At 64.6% G+C, this 20,110-nt stretch carries 20 protein-coding genes; 7 read left to right on the top strand and 13 right to left on the bottom strand.

Going from position 1 to position 20,110, the window contains the following annotated elements; translation table 11 throughout:
- Positions 1-774, top strand: a complete 774-nt coding sequence (locus ACERIT_RS02785; RefSeq protein WP_373673281.1) for an iron-sulfur cluster assembly protein — start codon at positions 1-3, stop codon at positions 772-774.
- Between the two features lie 113 nt (positions 775-887).
- Here ACERIT_RS02785 and ACERIT_RS02780 read toward each other — a convergent pair whose 3' ends face one another.
- The 4 genes from ACERIT_RS02780 to ACERIT_RS02765 all read right to left on the bottom strand — a co-directional run bounded on the left by ACERIT_RS02780 (position 888) and on the right by ACERIT_RS02765 (position 4,404).
- Positions 888-1,043, bottom strand: a complete 156-nt coding sequence (locus tag ACERIT_RS02780) for a hypothetical protein (protein WP_373673280.1) — start codon at positions 1,041-1,043, stop codon at positions 888-890.
- A gap of 61 nt (positions 1,044-1,104) precedes the next feature.
- Positions 1,105-2,010: a hypothetical protein gene (locus ACERIT_RS02775; RefSeq protein WP_373673279.1), complete on the bottom strand. Its 906-nt coding sequence runs from the start codon at positions 2,008-2,010 to the stop codon at positions 1,105-1,107.
- Positions 2,011-2,109: 99 nt separating this feature from the next.
- Positions 2,110-3,486: a hypothetical protein gene (locus ACERIT_RS02770; RefSeq protein ID WP_373673278.1), complete on the bottom strand. Its 1,377-nt coding sequence runs from the start codon at positions 3,484-3,486 to the stop codon at positions 2,110-2,112.
- An 87-nt stretch (positions 3,487-3,573) separates the two neighbouring features.
- A complete protein-coding gene (locus tag ACERIT_RS02765; protein ID WP_373673277.1) occupies positions 3,574-4,404 on the bottom strand; it encodes an MBL fold metallo-hydrolase in 831 nt (276 codons plus the stop codon).
- Positions 4,405-4,546: 142 nt separating this feature from the next.
- Between ACERIT_RS02765 and ACERIT_RS02760 the strand changes: the two genes are divergently transcribed.
- The gene (locus tag ACERIT_RS02760) at positions 4,547-5,527 is read left to right on the top strand and encodes a PLP-dependent cysteine synthase family protein (protein WP_373673365.1); all 981 of its coding nucleotides are present in this window, start codon (positions 4,547-4,549) and stop codon (positions 5,525-5,527) included.
- A gap of 58 nt (positions 5,528-5,585) precedes the next feature.
- Here the strand turns inward: ACERIT_RS02760 and ACERIT_RS02755 are convergent, their stop codons facing one another.
- Positions 5,586-6,005, bottom strand: a complete 420-nt coding sequence (locus ACERIT_RS02755) for a CoA-binding protein (protein WP_373673364.1) — start codon at positions 6,003-6,005, stop codon at positions 5,586-5,588.
- Between the two features lie 138 nt (positions 6,006-6,143).
- On the bottom strand, positions 6,144-7,079 hold the full coding sequence (ddh, locus tag ACERIT_RS02750) for a D-2-hydroxyacid dehydrogenase (protein ID WP_373673276.1): 936 nt from the start codon (positions 7,077-7,079) through the stop codon (positions 6,144-6,146).
- 231 nt (positions 7,080-7,310) lie between these two features.
- Here ddh and ACERIT_RS02745 point away from each other — a divergent pair, with 231 nt between their 5' ends.
- Positions 7,311-8,615, top strand: a complete 1,305-nt coding sequence (locus ACERIT_RS02745; protein ID WP_373673275.1) for an acetamidase/formamidase family protein — start codon at positions 7,311-7,313, stop codon at positions 8,613-8,615.
- A gap of 13 nt (positions 8,616-8,628) precedes the next feature.
- Here the strand turns inward: ACERIT_RS02745 and ACERIT_RS02740 are convergent, their stop codons facing one another.
- Positions 8,629-8,994 carry a MoaD/ThiS family protein gene (locus ACERIT_RS02740; protein WP_373673274.1) on the bottom strand — a complete coding sequence of 122 codons (366 nt, stop codon included), beginning with the start codon at positions 8,992-8,994 and terminating at the stop codon, positions 8,629-8,631.
- 158 nt (positions 8,995-9,152) lie between these two features.
- Here ACERIT_RS02740 and ACERIT_RS02735 point away from each other — a divergent pair, with 158 nt between their 5' ends.
- Positions 9,153-9,737 carry an NAD(P)/FAD-dependent oxidoreductase gene (locus ACERIT_RS02735; RefSeq protein WP_373673273.1) on the top strand — a complete coding sequence of 195 codons (585 nt, stop codon included), beginning with the start codon at positions 9,153-9,155 and terminating at the stop codon, positions 9,735-9,737.
- 98 nt (positions 9,738-9,835) lie between these two features.
- Here the strand turns inward: ACERIT_RS02735 and ACERIT_RS02730 are convergent, their stop codons facing one another.
- The 3 genes from ACERIT_RS02730 to ACERIT_RS02720 are packed head-to-tail and all read right to left on the bottom strand — an operon-like array spanning position 9,836 to position 12,164.
- The gene (locus ACERIT_RS02730; RefSeq protein WP_373673272.1) at positions 9,836-10,099 is read right to left on the bottom strand and encodes a lipoyl domain-containing protein; all 264 of its coding nucleotides are present in this window, start codon (positions 10,097-10,099) and stop codon (positions 9,836-9,838) included.
- On the bottom strand, positions 10,096-11,151 hold the full coding sequence (locus ACERIT_RS02725) for an alpha-ketoacid dehydrogenase subunit beta (RefSeq protein ID WP_373673271.1): 1,056 nt from the start codon (positions 11,149-11,151) through the stop codon (positions 10,096-10,098). The genes ACERIT_RS02730 and ACERIT_RS02725 overlap by 4 nt, the downstream gene beginning before the upstream one ends.
- Positions 11,151-12,164, bottom strand: a complete 1,014-nt coding sequence (locus ACERIT_RS02720; RefSeq protein WP_373673363.1) for a thiamine pyrophosphate-dependent dehydrogenase E1 component subunit alpha — start codon at positions 12,162-12,164, stop codon at positions 11,151-11,153. The genes ACERIT_RS02725 and ACERIT_RS02720 overlap by 1 nt, the downstream gene beginning before the upstream one ends.
- A gap of 152 nt (positions 12,165-12,316) precedes the next feature.
- On the opposite strand from ACERIT_RS02720, the gene trpB reads away from it, so the two are divergent.
- Entirely contained in the window at positions 12,317-13,468 is a 1,152-nt protein-coding gene (gene trpB, locus ACERIT_RS02715; protein WP_373673270.1) for a tryptophan synthase subunit beta, read from the top strand.
- Between the two features lie 94 nt (positions 13,469-13,562).
- Here trpB and ACERIT_RS02710 read toward each other — a convergent pair whose 3' ends face one another.
- The 3 genes from ACERIT_RS02710 to ACERIT_RS02700 all read right to left on the bottom strand — a co-directional run bounded on the left by ACERIT_RS02710 (position 13,563) and on the right by ACERIT_RS02700 (position 18,365).
- Entirely contained in the window at positions 13,563-14,690 is a 1,128-nt protein-coding gene (locus tag ACERIT_RS02710; protein ID WP_373673269.1) for a phosphotransacetylase family protein, read from the bottom strand.
- Positions 14,687-16,825: an acetate--CoA ligase family protein gene (locus ACERIT_RS02705; RefSeq protein WP_373673268.1), complete on the bottom strand. Its 2,139-nt coding sequence runs from the start codon at positions 16,823-16,825 to the stop codon at positions 14,687-14,689. Before ACERIT_RS02705 ends, ACERIT_RS02710 begins: the two co-directional genes overlap by 4 nt.
- 217 nt (positions 16,826-17,042) lie before the next feature.
- Entirely contained in the window at positions 17,043-18,365 is a 1,323-nt protein-coding gene (locus ACERIT_RS02700) for a divalent metal cation transporter (protein WP_373673267.1), read from the bottom strand.
- Between the two features lie 144 nt (positions 18,366-18,509).
- On the opposite strand from ACERIT_RS02700, the gene ACERIT_RS02695 reads away from it, so the two are divergent.
- Both ACERIT_RS02695 and ACERIT_RS02690 read left to right on the top strand, forming a co-directional pair.
- On the top strand, positions 18,510-18,953 hold the full coding sequence (locus ACERIT_RS02695) for a universal stress protein (RefSeq protein ID WP_373673266.1): 444 nt from the start codon (positions 18,510-18,512) through the stop codon (positions 18,951-18,953).
- Between the two features lie 41 nt (positions 18,954-18,994).
- The gene (locus ACERIT_RS02690; protein ID WP_373673265.1) at positions 18,995-20,101 is read left to right on the top strand and encodes an AI-2E family transporter; all 1,107 of its coding nucleotides are present in this window, start codon (positions 18,995-18,997) and stop codon (positions 20,099-20,101) included.
- The last annotated feature ends 9 nt before the right edge of the window (positions 20,102-20,110 follow it).

Here is a 20,110-nt window from a genome sequence, read left to right as displayed (position 1 = left end):
ATGGCCGAGAGAGCGAGACAAACGGCCGATCCACCCTCCCGCGAGCACGTCCTGGAGACGCTCGAATCGGTCACCGATCCCGAACTCGATCGGTCGATCGTCGAGTTGGAGTATCCGGACGAGATCCGCATCGAGGGGGAAACAGACGTGAGCGTTCACGTTGCGTTCACCCTGCCCACGGCGTGGTGTTCGCCGGCGTTCGCATGGATGATGGCGACCGACGCTCGCGAGGCCGTCGAGTCGCTTCCGGAGGTGGCCGACTGTACGATCGAGCTTCGCGAGCACATGCACGAACGGGAGGTCAATCGAGGCGTCAACGGCGGGCTTCCATTCTCCGAGGCGTTCCCGGACGCCGAAGACGGGATCGGTGACCTGCGCGAGAGCCTCGACGAAAAGGCCGTTCTGTCGCGACAGTACGTCGCGGTCGAACGACTCCTCGCGGCCGGAATCGACCTCGATCAGATCGCGGTTCTCGATCGGGGGGATCTGGATCGGGGGATCGCTGACGATCGGATCGCCGTCAGTGTTCCCGGACGGGAGTTCGAAGTGACGGTACCGGCCGAACCGCTGGAGCGGTACCTCGAAAAAGCCGAGGAGCTGGGCCGGTTCGAGCGGACGGAACGACTGTTTCGGACGCCGGACGGCACCCTGATCGATCCCGAAAACGCCGAACTCGTCCATCGGCGCGCCCGGTTGGCACGCGTCAACATGGACGGACAGGGGGGCGTCTGTGATGCCCTCCACGAGGCCAGACAGTCCGCGCTCGCGGAGTGAATGGGTCCCGAACCGGATTCGAATTTCGGCTCGAAACCCGGTTCGAACTTCGGCCGAAATCCGATTTAATTCTCCTCGGGAACCGGATCGTCGGTCGTCCCTATCGCTACCGGTCAGTCACCACTCCATTCGCCGGTTCCCGGTCGAGCCAGACCGTAGCGGCCTCGATCCCGAAATGCCTGGCTGTCCCACCCGCAGTTCGGACAGGTTCCGCGGTCGTACTCAAAGCGCTCGTTACACCGGAGACATCGATCACCCTCGTCGACCATACTGTTACGTGGTGCCACACCGCATTAACTGCTGTGGCGATCCGATCGTCCACGTCACCGGTTACACCGAGAGGACGGAGGCGGATTCGGGTCGGACGAGCTGATCGCGAACACGGTCGATCGTCCTCGACGTTTCGGCGGCGTTGCTCATCAGGACGGTCTCGCTCGGAAAGAGGTGCTCGCCGAGCACGAGCCCATGCTCGCGCGCGGTCGATCCCGTGACGGTCAAGTAAACGCCGATACCTGTCTCCGCGATCGCGGCCTCCTCCTCGCCGTGATCCGCGCCGGGATAGGTAAACGAGACGTCGGCGGTCGCGTCAGTACCAAGGACCGCCGTCACGAGTCGCTCGTAGCGAGGGGAGATACAGAAGGTTCCCTCGTAGTCGGTCACGAACGACCGGTCGAGATCGGCACCCGCCGGAAGCAACTCCGGCGTGGCCATGAGCGTGTGATACACCGTATCACCGAGCCCGGTGACGACGCGCACGTCGGACTCGCGGGGGTCGATACGGTCGTTAACGTCCTCAAGTCCCTCGACGCCGGAGGGGCGAAGTTCGACGACCTCCTCTAACACGAGGTCGGCCGAGTCGAACCCGAGCGCAAACTCGTGGGTTCGAAGCGATCGAAACGGCTCCTCGCGGCCAATAAGCTCCACGGGAACGCCGCCGACGTCGATCCGGACCGCATCGAAGACGATCCGACGCGGCATCCCCTCCCGATCGTCGCGAAGGAGCGTGTACTCGGGGGCGTAGGGATCCTCGGGCGTCGAGTAGGCGGCGAGTCGCTCGTAGGGGCCTCGGTCGTCGGAGAGGGAGTCCTTCGTTACGGCCTTCTCATAGCGGAGGGTCGAACTCACGTCGTCGGCCAGCGACTCCACCTCGGGGCCGACCACGTTCGCAAAGCGGTCGAGGACGGCCTCGAGCGGACGCCCCTTGCGGGGAACCGCGATCGGTACCGGCGTAGTCATCGTCGCCACTCCGTGCTCGACGTTCAAACGGGTTGCGTTCCGAACGAGCGGACCGACGAGATCGGGGACCAGAAGCCAAGATCGCGGACTGGATCTCGGTTACGTTCCGAAGGCGTCGTTGAGCCGTTCGCGGAACGCCTCGAGATCGGCGAGTTCCTCGTCGATCCGATCGATCTCCGTCTCGAGGTCGGCAACGTCGTCGTGGACGGCGTCCTCTACTCCAAGTACCCGCGAGTCGAGATCAGCGATATCATCGCGCACGTCGTCGAGTTTCGTGTCGAGACTCCCGACCGTTTCCTCCACGTCCTCGACCGTCTCGGTGATCCCATCGAGTTCCGCGAGGCGATCCTCGACATCGGTGACCCGATCCGTCGCTTCGGAGAGATCGCCCGCGAGCGAGTCCAGTTCCGTCTCGACGTCCTCGAGGCCGTCCGCAAGGACCGACTGCTCTTCGTCCGCGTCGTCCATCCGCTCCTCGACGACGCCGATCCGATCCGAGACGTCCTCGATCGCCGATTGAGCCTCCTCAAGGACCCCCGAGGCGGTTCCCTGCTCGTCGATGAACGCCTCCAGTGCGTCGGTGTAGGCCGCGAGATCCCCTATTTGCGATTGGAGTCGACCGATCCGGACGTCGACGCTTCGGGGAACACCCCTCTCCTGCGTGTCGATGTCGAGTTCCGAACGCAGGACCTCGAGATCGGAGTCGTCTACTTCTCCGGCACGGATCTCCGACGCCAGCGCGGCGGCGATCGAGCCGGCAGGTTCCACTTCGCCCGATTCTGCCTCCAAGTCGTCCTCCGCTCTCGGTTCGGTCCCACTCCGAACGGAGTGATCGACCGCCGAGGACGCCTCGGAAGCGTCAGTCACCGCCGGGGTGGTACCGGGATCCATCGAGTGCGGAGCCGGTCCGGATGCGTCGACGTCCGGATCGGCTTCGACCGTCGTCTCGTCGTCGCCCTCCGTCTCACCGTCACTGTCACCGTCAACTTCGTCCTCGTCGTTCGACGCGGATTCCGACGTCGAGTCCATGCCGGGAAGTGACTCCCGGTCCCCGGAGAGGACCTCTCGGACCGGATCGGTTCCGTCGGTCCCGAGGACGTCCTCCATCGTCTCGCCCGCCGGGACGTGATCGACGGACGGCATGGTGAGGAACGGTTCGGGATCGATATCATCGCCGCGGATGCCGAAGACGGTTTGAATCGTCGACCCGGGTTCGAGGAGCCGTTCGAACTCGACGCGGTGGTCGCTGTAGGCCGTCCAGTGTTCGCTTTCGAACTCCGGATGGAACCCGATTCGATCCATCGAGAATGACTCCGGAATCGTATCGGTCAATCGGATGCGAACGGGCTCGCTCCGATCGGACTCGAGACGAAACGTGACTGCGGGGACGGGAAACTCGTCGGTCGAGAACGACTTTCGAACGGTGATCCCGTCCTCCTCAAGCACACGTTCCTCCGTCGTTTGCGAATCGCTCATGAGGTATCGGTTCACGAGTAGCATCTTAAAAGGTGGGGCCAAAAGGGCACGCGAGAGAATCGCTCCTCGCTGAGACTTGCTCCTCGCTTAGAGTTCGGTGCGGTCGCCGATCTCCACGATCCGGAGCGATCTCGGATGCTCGAAGCTCCGGACGTGCGAATGGAGGGCGGTCGGGTCAGCAGTGAGCCCTTTCCACATGTCCCAGTGGGTCGGAAGGAGGCGATCGACGTCCAGCGCGCGAGCCGCCTCCACGATCCCGTTCTCATCGGCGTACCATGTCGTGTATTGTGGCGCCCCCGTCTCCTTGTCGGGAACCGTTCCGGCCGATCCGAACGCGAGGATCCCGAGGTCGATGTCATACTGGTCGCCTATCTCGTCGAAGGTGCCGGCGGGCTTGGTATCTCCCCCATGGAAGATCGTTCCCGAGTCGTGTTCGATGACGTAGCCGACTGGATGCGTCGCATCAGGATCGTTCACCTCGACGATATCGACGGAGAACTCGCCGACACGAACGGTATCCCCCTCCTGAATCTCGGTGAACTGATCGGCGGAGACGTCCCATCGATCGGTCCAGTTCTCCCCGCGAGCGACCGCGATCGAATCGTCGGGCGCGATAAACTCCGCGTCGGTGTTCGCCAGGATCGGGGCCTGGGAGGGACCGTGGGTGTGATCGGTGTGCTCGTGAGTGGCGAACACCGCGTCGGCGACGGTCACGTCCTCCGGATCGAAGGGGACGGGGATCATGCGGATGGTTCGCGGCGGATTGCCGGTTCCCAGGTACGGATCGATCCACAGAACCGTTCCGTTCGACCCCTTGATCGCAAAGCCGTTGCAGCCGAGGTACCAAAGCGAGACCGTTTCGGGATCCGCATCCGCGACGGCCCGCGGCAGCCAATCGCCCCAGTCGGAATGAACCATGTTTCCAACTGGAACCGGAGGCTTCCTAATCGTTGCGGAGGCAGCATGGTGGATACCGGTCGGATACAGAGAATCCAGCATGCCCCGACTATCGACCGTTCGGGACGATAACTACACAAGGCGGCACCTCCTTGCTGGGACCATGAATCCCCGCCGCGAGCCGATCTCGTCGGTCAACGAGACGATCGGCGAGACGCCCCTCGTGCACGTCCACGCCGCTCCGGATGACGTGCCAGTCTATACGAAACTGGAGTCGTTCAATCCGGGTGCGAGCATCAAAGACCGCATCGGCAAGTACATGCTCGAACGAATGCTCGAACGGGGCGACATCGAGCCGGGCGGCACCATCATCGAGCCGACCGCGGGAAACACGGGGATCGGGATCGCGATCGCCGCGGGACAACTCGACCTGGAGGCGGTGTTCGTCGTCCCGGAGCGGTTTTCCGTCGAGAAACAGCAGCTGATGCGCGCGCTCGGGGCGGACGTGATCAACACGCCAAGCGAGGAGGGAATGGGCTACGCGATCGACCGCGCCCACGAACTCGCGGCGGAACTCGACAACGCCGCCGTGCCACAGCAGTTCTCCAATCCGCTCAACACGGAGACGCACCGTGAGACGACCGCCCCCGAGATCGACGACGCGCTCGACGGCGAGATCGGCGCAGTCGTGGTCGGATGCGGCACGGGCGGAACGCTCATGGGTCTCGCCGAGTACTTTCTTGAGCACGATCCCGACACCCACATCGTCGCCGTCGAGCCGGAAGGGTCAGCATATCGGGAATTCTTCGGTGAGGACGTCGATCACGAGGCGTACAAAACCGAGGGGATCGGCACCCACGATATCGAGACGAACGATCTGTTCGATCCGGAGCTGATCGATGCGATAGAGACGGTTCCGGATCGGGAGACCCACGAGGAAATGTCCCGGCTGGCAGCCGAGGAGGGACACCTCGTCGCCTCCTCCTCGGCGGCCAACAGCGTGGCCGCTCGAGCGGTCGCACAGCGTATCGATCGCGGCGACCTCGACGTCCCCTACGATTCGGTGGTGACGATCTTCCCCGATTCCGCCGAGCGATACCTCTCGAAGGGCGTCTACCGCTCCTACGAGGAGTGGGAGAGCTGATACCGTTTGGGTCGGTCCCGGCACGCGGACGTGGACGACCGCGTGGCTCTCGACACTCTCACCGCCGCCGTCCGTGTTCGATCTTCATACAGCGGTCCTGAACGACCGCGATCCCCGCCGACTCGGCGCTTGCGGCAGCCTCGTCGTTTCGAATGCCCAACTGGAGCCAGATGCCCTGGACGTCGCCGACTTCGTCTCGTCTCGAGAGCGCGTCCTCGATTATGTTCGGAACCGCCTCGCTCGGTCGGAACACATCGACGACATCGATCTCGATCTCCTCCGGGACGTCCGTGAGCCGGTCGTAGGACGTCTCGCCGAGGATCGATTCGGCGTGAGGGTTGATCGGAACGATCCGGTACCCGTGTTCGTTGAGATACTTCGGAATCCGATGGGCGTCCTTTTCGGGCGAGCGCGAACAGCCGACGACGACGATCGTCTCCGCATCGAGCAGGTCGTCCACGGTGTCGTCATTGGCCATGTGTCTGACTACGTCGCCATCCGTCAAAAGTGATGCTCCAGGATCGATCACGTTCTCCGCGAGTCCACTCACTTCGTTTTCTCGCTTGGTCCCGTCCGCCATGCTCACGAGACCCCTGCGGACTCGCGCGGGTGGCGCTCAGACCACCCGGTTGGCGAGCGACTCGCCTGCCTTGAGCCGTCGAAGATTCTCGCGAACGATCGTGGCCACCCGATCGACGTAATCCCGCGTGGCCGCGGCGGCGTGCGGGGTCACCACGACATCGTCCATCTCCCAAAGCGGCGAGTCGTCGGGCAAGGGTTCGGGATCCGTGACGTCGAGGGCGGCCCCGGCGAGCCCCTTCGTCCGGAGCGTCTCGACGAGCGCGTCCTGATCGACGACCGGCCCTCGTGCGACGTTCACGAGGTAGGCGTCCTCGCGCATCGCGGCCAGTTCGTCGGCGCCGACGAGTCCCCGCGTTCGATCGGTCAACGGGACCGTGAGGACCACGAATCGGGCCTCCGAAACCGCTTCCGAGAGCGAATCCGGGGTGTAGAGGCGATCGACGTGTTCCACGGGGGTCGGCGTTCGTCGGACGCCGACGACGTCCATGCCGACCGCGTCGGCACGCGCTGCGACCCCGCGGCCGAGGGTCCCAAGCCCGACCACACAAACCGTCTCCCCGCGAAGCGTGAACGGCACGTTCCAGTCCGGATACTCCCACTCGCGGGCATCCTCGGCATCCCGATGTCGGTGGAGCCGGCGGGCGAACTGAAGCATATAACCGAGGACGGTTTCGCCCACGGCGTCACCGTGAATGCCGGTACTGTTCGTCAACGCGATCGACTGCGCCTCAAGCGCCGCAAGCGGGAACGCGTCGACGCCCGCGAGGACACAGTGGATCCAGGACGGGTCGGCCGAAAGCTGCGCCTCGCGATATTCGAAGGTGATCACGCCGTCGTACCCGGCCGGATCGCCACCCTCGTCGATCACCGCGATCGTCGTGGGGACGTCCTCGAGGCGCTCGACGAGTACGGCGGGTGGAAACAGATCGCTCACGGACGGATCGATCCCGATCGTCTGCGGTGGATCCATGCGAACGAGTGTGTTCGAGGGGGACATATGCGTTGTCCCGTCGGTGATGACTTCCCAAGGAGACATACCGGGAGAGACAGACCGGGGGACAGATCGAGGGAGACGGACCGGGAGAGACGGATTGAGTGAGATGGACTGGGAGAGACGGACTGAGTGAGACACAGCGATGGGACTCTCGCAACCGGGTACCAGTCAACGTTAAGTCGATATCTGATCAATGATCATGTAGTTATGTCCCAACAGGTCGTCTCCGAACTCGAGATCGACGAGTACACGCTCGGATTGGTCGGCCCGGAACAGGAGTGGGCGGGAACGGTCGCCGATGGCGGTCTCGTTCGAACGCATACACCCCCAGCCTGCTGGGGGCCCATGATCACCCCGAAGTTTCGAGGTGGTCACGAGGTGACGAAACCGATCGCGGTCGAGGGCGCCGAGGTCGGCGACGCGATCGCCATCAAAATTCGCGACATCGAGGTGACAAGCGTCGCGACGAGTACCGGATCGATGGACGAACGCGAGGGCGCCTTCGGCGACGATCCCTTCGTCGACCACAAGTGTCCCGAGTGTGGCACCGAGTGGCCCGAAAGCGTCGTCGAGGGGACCGGCGAGGAGTCGATCCGGTGTGCTGAATGTGGCGCGAACGCCTCCTCGTTCGCCTTCGAATACGGCATCACCACGGTCTTCGACGACGAGTACGAGGTCGGCATCACGGTCGATGAGGAGGCGGCGATGGACCTCGCGGAGACTGCCGAGGAGGCGATCGCGCTCCCCGAACATTCCAGACAGCACCCGATCCTGCTGTATGGTCCCTCCGAGATGCCGGGGACGCTCGGACACCTCCGCCCGTTCATCGGGAACATCGGGACGACCCCGCCGATCGAGATGCCGGATTCACACAACGCCGGCGACTTCGGCCAGTTCCTGATCGGTGCCGGCCACGAGTGGGGGCTTGCCGACGAGGAGGAACTCGCCCAGCGAACCGACGGTCACATGGACATCAACGCGGTCCGTGAGGGCGCGATCCTCGTCTGTCCGGTGAAGGTCGACGGCGGCGGGATCTACGTCGGCGATATGCACGCCAACCAGGGGGACGGGGAGCTCGCGTTACACACCACGGACGTGAGCGGTCATACCGAATTCGAGGTGGAACTCATCGAGGGGCTCGACATTGACGGACCCCTCCTGTTGCCCAACGAGGAGGACCTCTCCCACATCGCCAAGCCGTACAGCGAGGACGACCGCGAACGAGGTCGGGCCCTCGGCGCGGAGTACGACGTCGATGTCGAGACGGACGCGGGGCCGATCCAGGTGATCGGATCGGGCGCGACGATCAACGACGCCACCCAGAACGCCTTCGATCGCGCCGGCGACCTGTTGGGAATGAGTGAGGGAGAAGTCCGAACCCGCTGTACGTTCAGCGGGGGCGTCGAGATCGGGCGCCTCCCGGGCGTCGTACAACTCACGATGCTCGCGCCGATGGACGTTCTCCAGGAGCGCGGGATCGCCCACCTCGTTCGCGATCAGTACGAGCTGTAAGCGCTCGTCTCCGTCATCCGCCGCGCATTGCGGGGTGAACACCGATCGAGGCGTCCGCCGGACAGGGATCCTCGAGTTCCGCGGACTCGCCGTCGACGGACACGCGAACGCTGGCCTCCGGACGACCGTCATCGCCGAATAGATGCGGTTTCGCCCGGGGATATCGTTCGACGAGCGCGTCGATCGCCTCCCGGACCGTACCGCCGTCGAACTCGAGGTGGACCTGCTTTCCGCCGGTGGCGGCGCGCAACGGACCGTAAACGGTGACCTCCATGAACGAGAGGTAGTCGTTCACGTCGGATAACTCGTGTGGGGGATTCGGCAGATTCCGGAGGACGACCGCGAACGTGGCCGGGTACTCGGCGCGGAGGCAGTTCACACCCACCTCGGCGTCGGATACTGATCCGATCGGAACTCCGAACGACTTACTCGACCGACCGAACGCCGACGCCATCCATCCGAGAGGAACGTCCCTGACCGCTGCTCCCGGGTTCGTGTTCACGGAAATTTATGGCCACGGGTACCGATGGATCGAACATGAGCGACATACTCGTCATCGGCGGCGGCCCGGCGGGACTGACCGCGGCGCTTTTCACCGCGAAAAACGGCTTGAAGACGGCGGTTTTCGACGCCGACGAGACCTGGATGCATAAGGCCCACCTGTTCAACTATCCCGGTATCGGCTCGATCGACGGGTCGGTGTACATGGACACTCTCCGCGATCAGGTCGACGACTTTGGCGTCGAACGACATCAGGAAACGGAGGTGACTGACGTCTCCGAAAGCGACGACGGATTCGTCGTTGCGGCTGACGGCGAGGAACACGCTGCCGACTACGTCGTTCTGGCGACGGGGGCGAGCCGCGATCTCGCGGAATCGCTCGGGTGTGCGTTCACCGACGAGGACGTCGTCGACGTCGACGTGAGTATGGAGACGTCAGTCGAGGACGCCTATGCGACCGGCGCGATGGTCCGCGCCGAGGAGTGGCAGGCGGTCATCTCGGCGGGCGATGGCGCCGCCGCCGCGCTCAACGTATTGAGCAAGGAGAAGGGTGAACACTTCCACGATTTCGACGTGCCGGCAGACGCCGACGAGCTGTTCGGATCGCTCGTCGAGGAATGAATCGAGGAATGAATCGAGGAATGAGTTGAAGAGGGAGTTAAAGTGTGACTCGAAGAGTGAGTCACCGGACGATCACTCCGAGGGAGTTCCCGGAGGACTCACTCCGGCCGGATCCATCCGGCGATCTCACCACGTTCGAACTCGGCGTCCTCCGGGAGGGCGATCTCGACGACCGTCCCGGAGACGGGCGCGGGAACGTCGACGCTCACCTTCTCGATCTGAAATTCGAGTAGATTCTCGCCCGCCTCGACGTGGCTCCCCTCGCTTGCGAACCAGTTGACGACGACGGCCTCCTCGGCGTCGGCATCCTCGGGCCAGACGTCCGCAGTATCGATGGCGACACGATCGTCGGCATCGCTCATTGCTCGCCTGCCGCGGACCGGATCGCCTCGGAGATGTCCGCTACGTTCGGGAGAACCTCGTTTTCCATGGGCCGGGCGTAGGGAATCGGAACGTCCGGCAGGGCGACCCGCTCGACCGCCTCCAGGTCGCCGAGACCGTCCTCGGCCACGCTAGCGATCACCTCGCCGGTGACGCCGAAGGACCGGTAGTCCTCGTCGACGACGACTAACCGACCGGTTCGCGAGACCGACTCGCGGATCGTCTCGATGTCGAGGGGAACGAGCGTCCGCAGGTCGATCACCTCCGTGTCGATCCCCTCCTCCCCGAGCGACGCTGCAGCCTCGAGTGCCCGGTGGACGTGCAACCCGAGCGTGACTACGGTGACGTCCGACCCCTCACGTTTGACGTCCGCGCTTCCGAAGGGGATGGTGTAGTCCGTCTCGGGGACGTGTGTCTTTGGTCCATCGGGGGCGGGCATCCACCCGATTCCCATCAGTCGCTTGTGGAAGAGGTAGACGACCGGGTCCTCATCCCGGATCGCGTTATGCATCAATCCCTTGGCATCGTAGGCTGTCGAGGGAACGACGACCTTCATCCCCGGCAGATGGGCGAAGGTTCCATAGAGCGTCTGGGAGTGTTGGGCGGCGTCGTTGTAGGTGCCGCCGACGGCGGAGGTGAGCACCATCGGGACGGAGACGTTCCCGCCGCTCATGTAGGTGTTCTTCGCCATCTGGTTGTAGATCTGGTCCATCGCCACGCCGAAGAAATCGACGAACATGAGTTCCGCGATCGGCCGCAATCCGGACTGGGCCGCACCGACGGCCGCGCCGAGATACGCCGTCTCGCTGATCGGCACGTCGACGATCCGATCGTAGCCGAACTCCTCTAAGAGCCCCTGAGTGCTGTCGAAGATGCCGCCGTAGTCGGCGACGTCCTCGCCCATGTAGAAGACGTCATCGTCATCGCGCATCTCGTCGGCGATCGCTTCGACCATCGCTCGACTCATCGTCAGGGGTCGTTCGCCGCCATCGGCCAGCGCGTCCCCGGACGAAGACGGGTCCGTCACGGTCATCACTCCTCACCCCCCGTGTCCGCGATGGAGGGCTCGGTGTCCGTCACGCCCGACGGCGGATTCACGAACGCGTCCATGTGAGCGTCGGCCGGATCGGGTTCCGGCTGATCTTTGGCCCACGCGATCGCTTCCTCGACACGGTCGTGGGCGCGGTCCCGGATAGTCGTCAGCTCCTCGTCGTCGACTCCCCGTCCGCGCAGGTCCGTGGCGAGTCGCTCGATCGAGTCACGTTGCATCGCGGCCTCCTGATCCCGTTCGGAGCGGTACTCCTGGGGATCGCCCATGAAGTGACCCATCCGACGGTGGACCTGCACTTCCAGCAGCGCCGGACCGTTTCGATCGCGGGCATGCCCGACCGCCTCCCGGGCCGCCTCGTAGACGGCGACGGCGTCGTCGGAGTCGACCCGGGTTCCGGGGAGGTCGAAGCCGTCGGCTCGCTTGGCCCCGTTCTCGACGTCGGTGACGCGCTCTTTCGGCATGCTTATCGCCCAGTCGTTGTCCTCGATCACGAAGACGACCGGCAGATCGCGGACGCTCGCGAGATTGAGCGACTCGAGGAACGCGCCCTGGTCGATCGCTCCCTCACCGAGGAAGGCGACCGCGACATCGTCGGTGTTTCGCCGCGTCGCGGCCATGCCCGCGCCCACCGCCGGCGGGCAGCCCTCGGCGATGATGCCGCTACACGCGAAGTTGACGTCGGGATCGAACAGGTGCATGTGGCCACCTTTCCCGCTACCGAGGCCGGTTCGTCGTCCGAATATCTCCGCCGTCATCCGCTTTAGGTCGACGCCCTTGGCGATCGCGACATGGTGGGGTCGATGCGGGGCGGTCACCGTATCCGAATCACGGAGGTGCTGACAGACGCCCGCGCCGGCGGCCTCGTGTCCCGCCGCCAGATGGAGTTCACCCGGGATCGGACCCGCGGAAATATCGAACGCCGGCTGTTTACCCTCCAGATACTCCTCTTGGAGGCGTTCCTCGTAGTGACGCGCCGTCACCATGTTCTCGTACATCTCTCGAAGATCGGCTATCGGTACCATGGATACGTTTGAATACACGGTATCATGTGACATAATAACTTCCCACACGTCAGGATGGCGGGACACCCCATTCCCTCTCGCGATCGGAGGGACATTTAAGCGATCGCCCGCCAAACCACGGCGTAATGTCCAACGGTGATTTCGAGGGCTATGGCGGACGACACGTTCCCGACCCGCTCGAAGAACCACTCGAACGGCTCGCGAGCGCCTACGACGAGTTCGCGGACGATCCGGTGTTCCAGGAGGACCTTCGACGATACCTCGAAGAGTACGCCGGACGGCCGACCCCGATATATCACGCGGAGACGCTGAGCGACCGGTACGGGGCCGATATCTATCTCAAACGTGAGGACTTGCTTCACGGCGGTGCCCACAAGATCAACAACACGCTCGGCCAGGCGCTGTTGGCGAAACGAGCCGGCAAGGATCGGTTGATCGCGGAAACGGGCGCGGGCCAACACGGTACCGCGACTGCGATGGTCGGCGCGCTCTTGGATCTGGACACGGAGATCTACATGGGTGAAAAGGACGTCGAGCGACAGCGGATGAACGTCTTCCGGATGCGGCTCATGGGCGCGGCGGTCAACGAGGTGACCCGCGGCGGCGCGGGGCTCGCCGACGCCGTCGATGCCGCTTTGGAGGACTTCGCGGGCAACGTCGAGGATACCCACTACCTCGTTGGAAGCGTAGTCGGCCCCGACCCGTTCCCGCGGATGGTCCGGGACTTCCAGTCGGTGATCGGCCGGGAGGCCCGCGAACAGTTCCTCGATCGGACCGGCGAGTTGCCCGATGCGGCGGTTGCCTGCGTCGGCGGCGGATCGAACGCGATCGGCCTGTTTCATGCGTTCCGCGAGGACGACGTCGCCCTCTACGGCGCCGAGGGGGGCGGTGAAGGAACCGACTCGACCCGCCACGCTGCCCCGCTTGCACGCGGCGAGGAGGGCGTCATCCACGGAATGAAGACGCGCGTGATCGGTGACGACGTCGACGTCCATTCGGTCTCGGCCGGACTCGACTACCCGGGCGTCGGTCCCGAACACGCCATGTTCCGGGAACTCGGTCGTGCGGAGTACACCGGGATCGACGACGATGCCGCCCTCGCCGCCTTTCGGGAGCTGAGCGAGACGGAGGGGATCATTCCAGCCCTTGAGTCGAGCCACGCGATCGCCCGCGCGATCCAGCTGGCTGAGACAGGAGCCCACGAGACGATCCTCGTGAATCTCTCGGGGCGTGGCGACAAGGACATGGAAACTGCCGCGGAGCGATTCGATCTGTAAGATCCGAGTCTCAGGTCATCCGCGGACGGACCGACCGAGGGAATACCGCTTGACGAACGGAACGTCGTCGGTCTCGTAGCTCCCGATATCCGAATTACGTCGAGGGGGAATCATCGGCACCGGAATCGTCGACGTCGCTGGCGTCGACTTCGCCGATGCCGTCCGGAGTGTCCAGCATGGCGTCAACGTTGGCGTGGGTCTCGAGGAGTTCACGCATGCGCTCGACCGTCCGTTCATCGCGGGTTCGACCGCTTCGGATGATGTCGTCGGCGCGTTCGATCGTCGAGCGCGTATCGCTATCGACGAGCAGTATCGGCACGCCCCGCTCCTCGGCGAGTCCGATGACTGCCTCGGAGGGGCGCGTACCGCCCGTAAGGCAGAGACATTGGACGCCGGAGGCCTCGAGGGCAGTCGTGTGGATATCCGAGCGGTCGCCGCCGGTGATGACCACCGCGTTCCGCGTTCGTCGGAAGTATCGCAAGGACGCCTGTGCCCCCATTGCACCCACGAGTAGCCGTTCCAGGTAGGCATCGGTGGGGGCGTCCGTCAACACGTCGGCGCCGAGTTCCTCGGCAAACTCGCCGACGGTGGTCCCCGCAAGCTCGGTAACTCGGGGGAGGACGCCCGGAACGGGAACGCCGCATCCCTCCAGAAACGGTGCGACGTCCGACTCGACGGCGTCGTGGATTCCCTCGTCGATGCGGTTGAACAGGACGCCGGCGATCCGGTCGCCGATCACGTCGACGGCCGCAAGCACGTCGTCGACGTCTCCTGGCCGGTTGTGGTCGGCTACGAGGAGGACGCGCGCATCGAGCAACGCTGCGACCTCCGGATCGGTCAGGTCGATGACGCCACCGGTTGAGAGACTCCCGCCGCCTTCTATCACCATGAGATCCCGGTCGGCCGATAGTTCATCGAAGCGGTCGCGAACGGTCTCCGCGAGGCGGTCCGGATCCTCGCGACCGCTCATCGCACCCTCGATGAACGTCGGCGAGTAGACGATCGGCTCGAGATCGGCGATGCCAGCCTCGAGATCGAGAACCTCGCGGGCCAACATCGGATCCGTATCGAGCGTCTTGCCGACCACGCTCTCGAGGCGCGTGCCCTTCGGTTTCATGTAGCCGACCGAGAGCCCGCGGTCGCGAGCGATGGCGGCGAGCGCGAGGGTGATGGCGGTCTTTCCGGTGCTCTCTTCGGTTGCGGTGACGAGTATCGTTGTCATGATCGTGTCGTCTCCTGGTCCCGCTCCTGGGGTCGATCGTTCGTCGTTTCCTCATCGAGCGTGGCACTGAGATCGAGGGCCATAACGCCGTCCGGGCTCGCGACGAGCGGGTTGATATCGAGTTCGAGGATCTCCGGATGGTCGTCGGCGAGTTGGGACAGCCGCTGGATGGTCTCGACGACCGCGTCGATCGCGACCGGTTCACTGCCCCGGACGCCGGATAAAAGCGGAGAGGCGTCTATCCCCTCGACCATCTCCCGTGCCTCGCGTTCGGTGACCGGCGCGACCCGAACGGCGGTGTCCTCGAACACCTCGACGAAGACGCCGCCCAGCCCGAACAACACGAGCGGGCCGAACTGTGGATCGCGGTTCACGCCGACGATCGTCTCGACGTCGTCATCGAGGTCGACCATCTCCTGGATCTGGACGCCGAGGACGGTCGCATCCGAGCGATAGGCGTACGCTCGCGAGACCAGATCCTCGTAGGCGTCCGCGACCTCCGATTTCGGGACGCCGACCTTCACCCCCCCGATGTCGGTTTTGTGGATGATGTCCGGGCTGACGATCTTCATCACGACCGGGTCGCCGATACGCTCTGCGGCCGCGATCGCCGAGTCGGGATCCGAGACGATCTCGGAGTCGGGCGTGTCGATCCCGTAGGAATCAAGCAGTTCCATCCCCTCGACGCCGAGGTTCGGAACGTCCCGTTCGCGTGCCCGTGAGAGAACCGATTCGGCCCGATCCCGGTCCACGTCGAAGGTCGTCGGTGTGGACCGTTCGCGCGTCGTAACGTCGCGGTGGTCCGCCAGCGTCTCCAGACTGCGGACGGCCCGGTCAGGATCGAAATAGTTCGGGATGCCGGCCTCACGAAGGATCGGCTCGGCGCTCGTGACGCGGTCGCCACCCATCAGAGACGCGGCTATCGGGATTTCGTGTTCCGCCATGCGATCGGCGATGACCTCGGCGAGTTCGTCATACGAGACCGTCGCGGTCGGCGACGAAAGGACGGCCACGGCTCCGACGTTCGGGTCATCGAGGACGATCTCGAGCGCCCGATCGAATCGATCGGCGTCGGCGTCACCGATGACGTCGACGGGGTTATACTGATTCGCGCCCGACGGAAGCGCCTCCTCAAGTGCCTCGATCGTCTCCTCCTCGAAGGTGGCACGCGACAGCCGCGTATCTCCGATCGCGTCGGTCGCGAGCACGCCCCCACCGCCGGCGTTCGTCACGACCGCGACCCCGTCGGAGTCGGGGAACGGTTGGTGAGCCAGGGCGCGAGCGGCGTCGAACAGTTCCTCGAGGGATCCGACTCGAAGGACCCCCGCCTGGGCGAGCCCCGCCTCGTAGGCGCGCTCGCTGCCCGCTATCGCGCCCGTATGCGATGAGGCGGCCTTCGCGCCCGCTTCCGTGCGCCCGGATTTGAGCAGGACGACCGGCGTCTCGCGAGTCACCTCACGAACCCGATCGAGGAAGCGCCGCCCGTCCTCGATGCTCTCGAGATACCCCAGGATCACGTCGGTATCCGGATCCTCGCCCCACGTCTCGAAGAAGTCGGTCTCATCGAGAACGGTCTTGTTCCCCAGGGAGACGACGTCTGAAAACCCGATCTCCTGCTGGCTCGCCCAGTCGAGAACCGCCGTGACGATGGCGCCGGACTGGCTCGCGAACGCGATCGATCCCGGCAGGGCGTTTTCGGGAGCGAACGTCGCGTTCAACCCGACTGACGTGCTTATCACCCCGAGACAGTTCGGGCCGACCAGGTTCACCTCGTGCTCGGTGGCGGCCGCCTCCAACTCGCGCTCAAGGGCGGCTCCCTCGCTGCCGGCCTCGCTGAACCCTGCCGTGATGACCACGACGTTCCGCACGCCGGCCTCGCCGGCCTCTCGGACCGCCTCGACGGCCGCCTCCGGAGGGATGATGACCACGGCCAGGTCCACCGACTCGGTGTCGGAGATCGACGACACACATGGCTCGCCAAGCACCGACTCATGGCTCGGGTTGACGGGAATGACGTCCCCCTCGAAGTCCGCGAGCAGGTTGGCCATCACGGCGCGGCCGACCGATCCGTCACGTTCGGTCGCGCCGATCACGGCCACCCGCGACGGCGCGAAGAGTCCCGAGAGATCGCCCATCGTTTCGAGATGTATGTCGGGGGAGGTTAAATATGGCCCCGATCGCCGGGGGATACCGGGTTCGCCCGGTCATCGGTCCCAGTCGGTCGTCGATCGCTTTCGAACGAGTTGCCGTTCGGCCGTCCGGAGACGTTCGGCCGTCGAGGCGGTCCGAGAGGCCACAGTACTCGTCGTGGTGTCCAGACGCGTCGCAGCGGGACCAGCTTTGGACCGGTCGCTAGGCGAGCAGTTCCTCCCGGGCGTACTTGCCCGCGAGGAGGAGGACGGCGACGGCGAGAATGGCACCGAAGAGGGTGACTGCTCCCGACAGCGGCCCGACACCGGAGGCGATCTGCTCGCGGAGGAAGTTTGCTGCGAGGGTTCCCGAAACGAGGAACAACGCGACTCCGCCGACGTTTGCGAGGGTCGACGTCGGCCGGGAGACGGCGTCCGCGTTCAGCAGGTACAACACGATTGCGATGGCGAAGGGGGTGCCGACCGTCCCGACCGCAAGCACCAACACGAGCTGGCCGAGGACCTCACCGCCGATGAACGCGCCGGGGGCCGAACCGAGCGCGACCGCCGCAAGCAGCGCTCGGTAGCGTGTATCAGCCACCGTCGTCCCCCATCCGAGCTTGTCAGCCAACAGGAACGGCGGGACGATCGTGTTCCCGCCGAGCGTCGAAACTGCCGCGCCGCCGAGACCGAGGAGAAAGAGCCACTTCGCGCTTTGGCCGACAAGCGGGCCGAGGGCGGTGGCCGCGCTCACCGTCGTCAAATCGGGATCGGAGAGGACGCTTGCAGCGACGAGGAAGATCGCGATGCTGTAGATCCCGAAGGCGACGAGCATCGACGCGCCGACGTCGAGGGTCGCCAGATCATAGTCGTCGTCGGTCCACCCGCGTGCCCGCATGGTGTACGAGTGCATCGTGATAAGCGTGATGTGGACCGCGCCGCCGAGGATGCCAGCGGCGACGAGTGCGCTGCCGCCGGGGAGCGACGGAACGAGTCCCCGGGCGGCCGCACCCGGATCGATCGGCACCACGAACACCGAGGCGACGAACGCTATCACGACCGCGGTGACGAGGGCTTTCGCAAAGATTTCGAGGAAGCGATACCCCCGGCCGGCGAGCCCGATCGCAAGGGCGAGTGCCCAGACCACACCCCAGATTCGGGCGTCGATGCCCGTTATCGTCGAGGAGACGGCCGCGACGGTGTTCATGATCACGAGCTGTGCGACACCGGCGGCGATCACCGCATCCGCGACGAGGATCCACGCCCACTTCTTGCCGAGGTGCTCCTCGACGACGGCGACGATCCCGCGTTCGGTGAGCAATCCGAGCCGCATCGCGAGGTACTGGGCGAGCGCGCCGGCGACTGCGGAGAGCACGACGACCCAAAGGAGGTCGTAATCGGAGCTCGCGCCGGCAGTAATGAGACTCGCCATCGTCGCAGGGCCTGCCGCGATCGATCCCGCGACCCACGAGGGCCCCATCTCGCCCGCGAACCGCCGAATCGTTCCCAGCCCGAGGCCACCGAAGTCGTCTGACGTGCGTTCCATACCTTCGTGGTATCACTCCAGAATAAATCGGTGTCGATCCACGAACGTCCTCGCATCCACGAGAGGGCTCCGAACGGCAGCGGTGCTGGCCGGATCGGCGGGTGGATTGATGGTACCGGGGCTCCAGAGACCCCACGAGAGACGATGTACGGGACCCTTCTCGTACCCACCGACGGAAGCCCAGGATCGTCCGAGGCGGCCAAGGCGGCGATCGAATTGGCCGACCGCTTCGATGCGACGGTGCACGCGCTTTTCGTGATCGACGAACGGCACGTCCCGACCGAATTCGATCTTCCCGTTGAGGCCGCAGAACGCGAGGGCGAGCAAGCCGTCGAGGAGATCGAGCGACTGGGTGCAGACCTCGGAGTCAGCGTCGAAAAGCACCTCCGTCGGGGCGTCCCTTCCACGGAGATCCTCGAGGCGATCGACGCCTATCCGGCCGAGATGGTGGTGATGGGAACCCACGGGCGGACCGGGTTGGAGCGGCTCGTCCATCTCGGCGGCGTCACGGAGCACGTGATCCGGGCGAGTCCCGTCCCCGTCGTCACGATTCCGATTCACTCCGAGGACGGGAGCTCAGAGAGATAAACGGGAACAAGATATATACTTCGGGGCCGAGACCCCGGGATATGGACGAAAAGCGGTTCGTCGTCGCCCTCTTCGGCCTCATCGTCGCCCTCATCACCGGCTATGTCGCCTATCAGTTTGTCGCGGCCCTCACCGTTGCGGTCTTTCTGTACTACTCCACGAGGCGGTTCTATCGCCTGCTCGAGCGGTTCCGGTTTCCGGCGCGGATTCGGGCCGGTCTGGCGTTGTCGATCATCGGCGTTCCGCTCGTGTTACTGTTGAGTTACACAGTCGTCCTGCTCGTCACCGAGGTTCGCCAGTTCGTCCAGCAGTCTCCGGTGATGGAGGCGGCCGCCGAGAACGTTGATTGGCTCGATCCTGAGGCGACGCCGCCGGAGTTGACCTTCGATGCGATCGTGGAACTCTACCGCTCCGGCGGGTTTGACCCGCTTATCGAGTTCGGACTCGAACACGCCGGCTTTCTCACCGCAACGCTCTCGAGTTTTCTGTTGAACCTGCTCATCATCGTCATCGTCACGTACTACCTCCTCATCGACGGCTCGAAGGCCCACGAGTGGCTCCTCACCTTCGACGACGATGCGATCGTGCGCGAGTATCTGGAGACGGCAGACCAGGAACTGGAAGCGGTGTTGTTCGGCAACCTGCTCAACGTGATCGCGATCTCGATCATCGCCGTCGCCACCTACATGGGCTATAACGTCCTGGTCCCGGCGTCAGTTGAGGTTCCCTATCCCGCGCTTGCGGGGGTGCTCACGGGCGTGGCAAGCCTGATCCCCGCAGTCGGAATGAAGATCGTCTACCTCCCACTTGCGGTTGTGATGGTGGCTTCACCAGTACTGTCCGGCGAGACGGGTGCGCTCGGATACGTCATTGGATTCCTCGTCGTGACGATCGTGATCGTCGACACGATCCCCGATCTCGTCTTGCGACCCTACTTCAGCGGCGAGACGACCCACGTCGGGCTGTTGATGCTCGCGTACATCCTTGGTCCAGTCGTCTTCGGCTTTCATGGATTGTTTTTGGCTCCGATCATTCTCGTGCTCGCGCTCACGTTCGCGTATACCGCGTTGCCGCGGCTCCTCGGTGCCACTCCCGACACCGGCGAACCGGAACTCCCCGCCGACCAGCGCCGGATCGACGATTTCTGACCGGCACGT

The sequence above is a fragment of the Halopenitus sp. H-Gu1 genome, from assembly GCF_041821145.1.
In the GTDB taxonomy this organism is placed as follows: Archaea; Halobacteriota; Halobacteria; order Halobacteriales; family Haloferacaceae; genus Halopenitus.
Note: the sequence above shows the minus strand (reverse complement) of the source record. Positions and strands in the feature narration are given on the sequence as shown.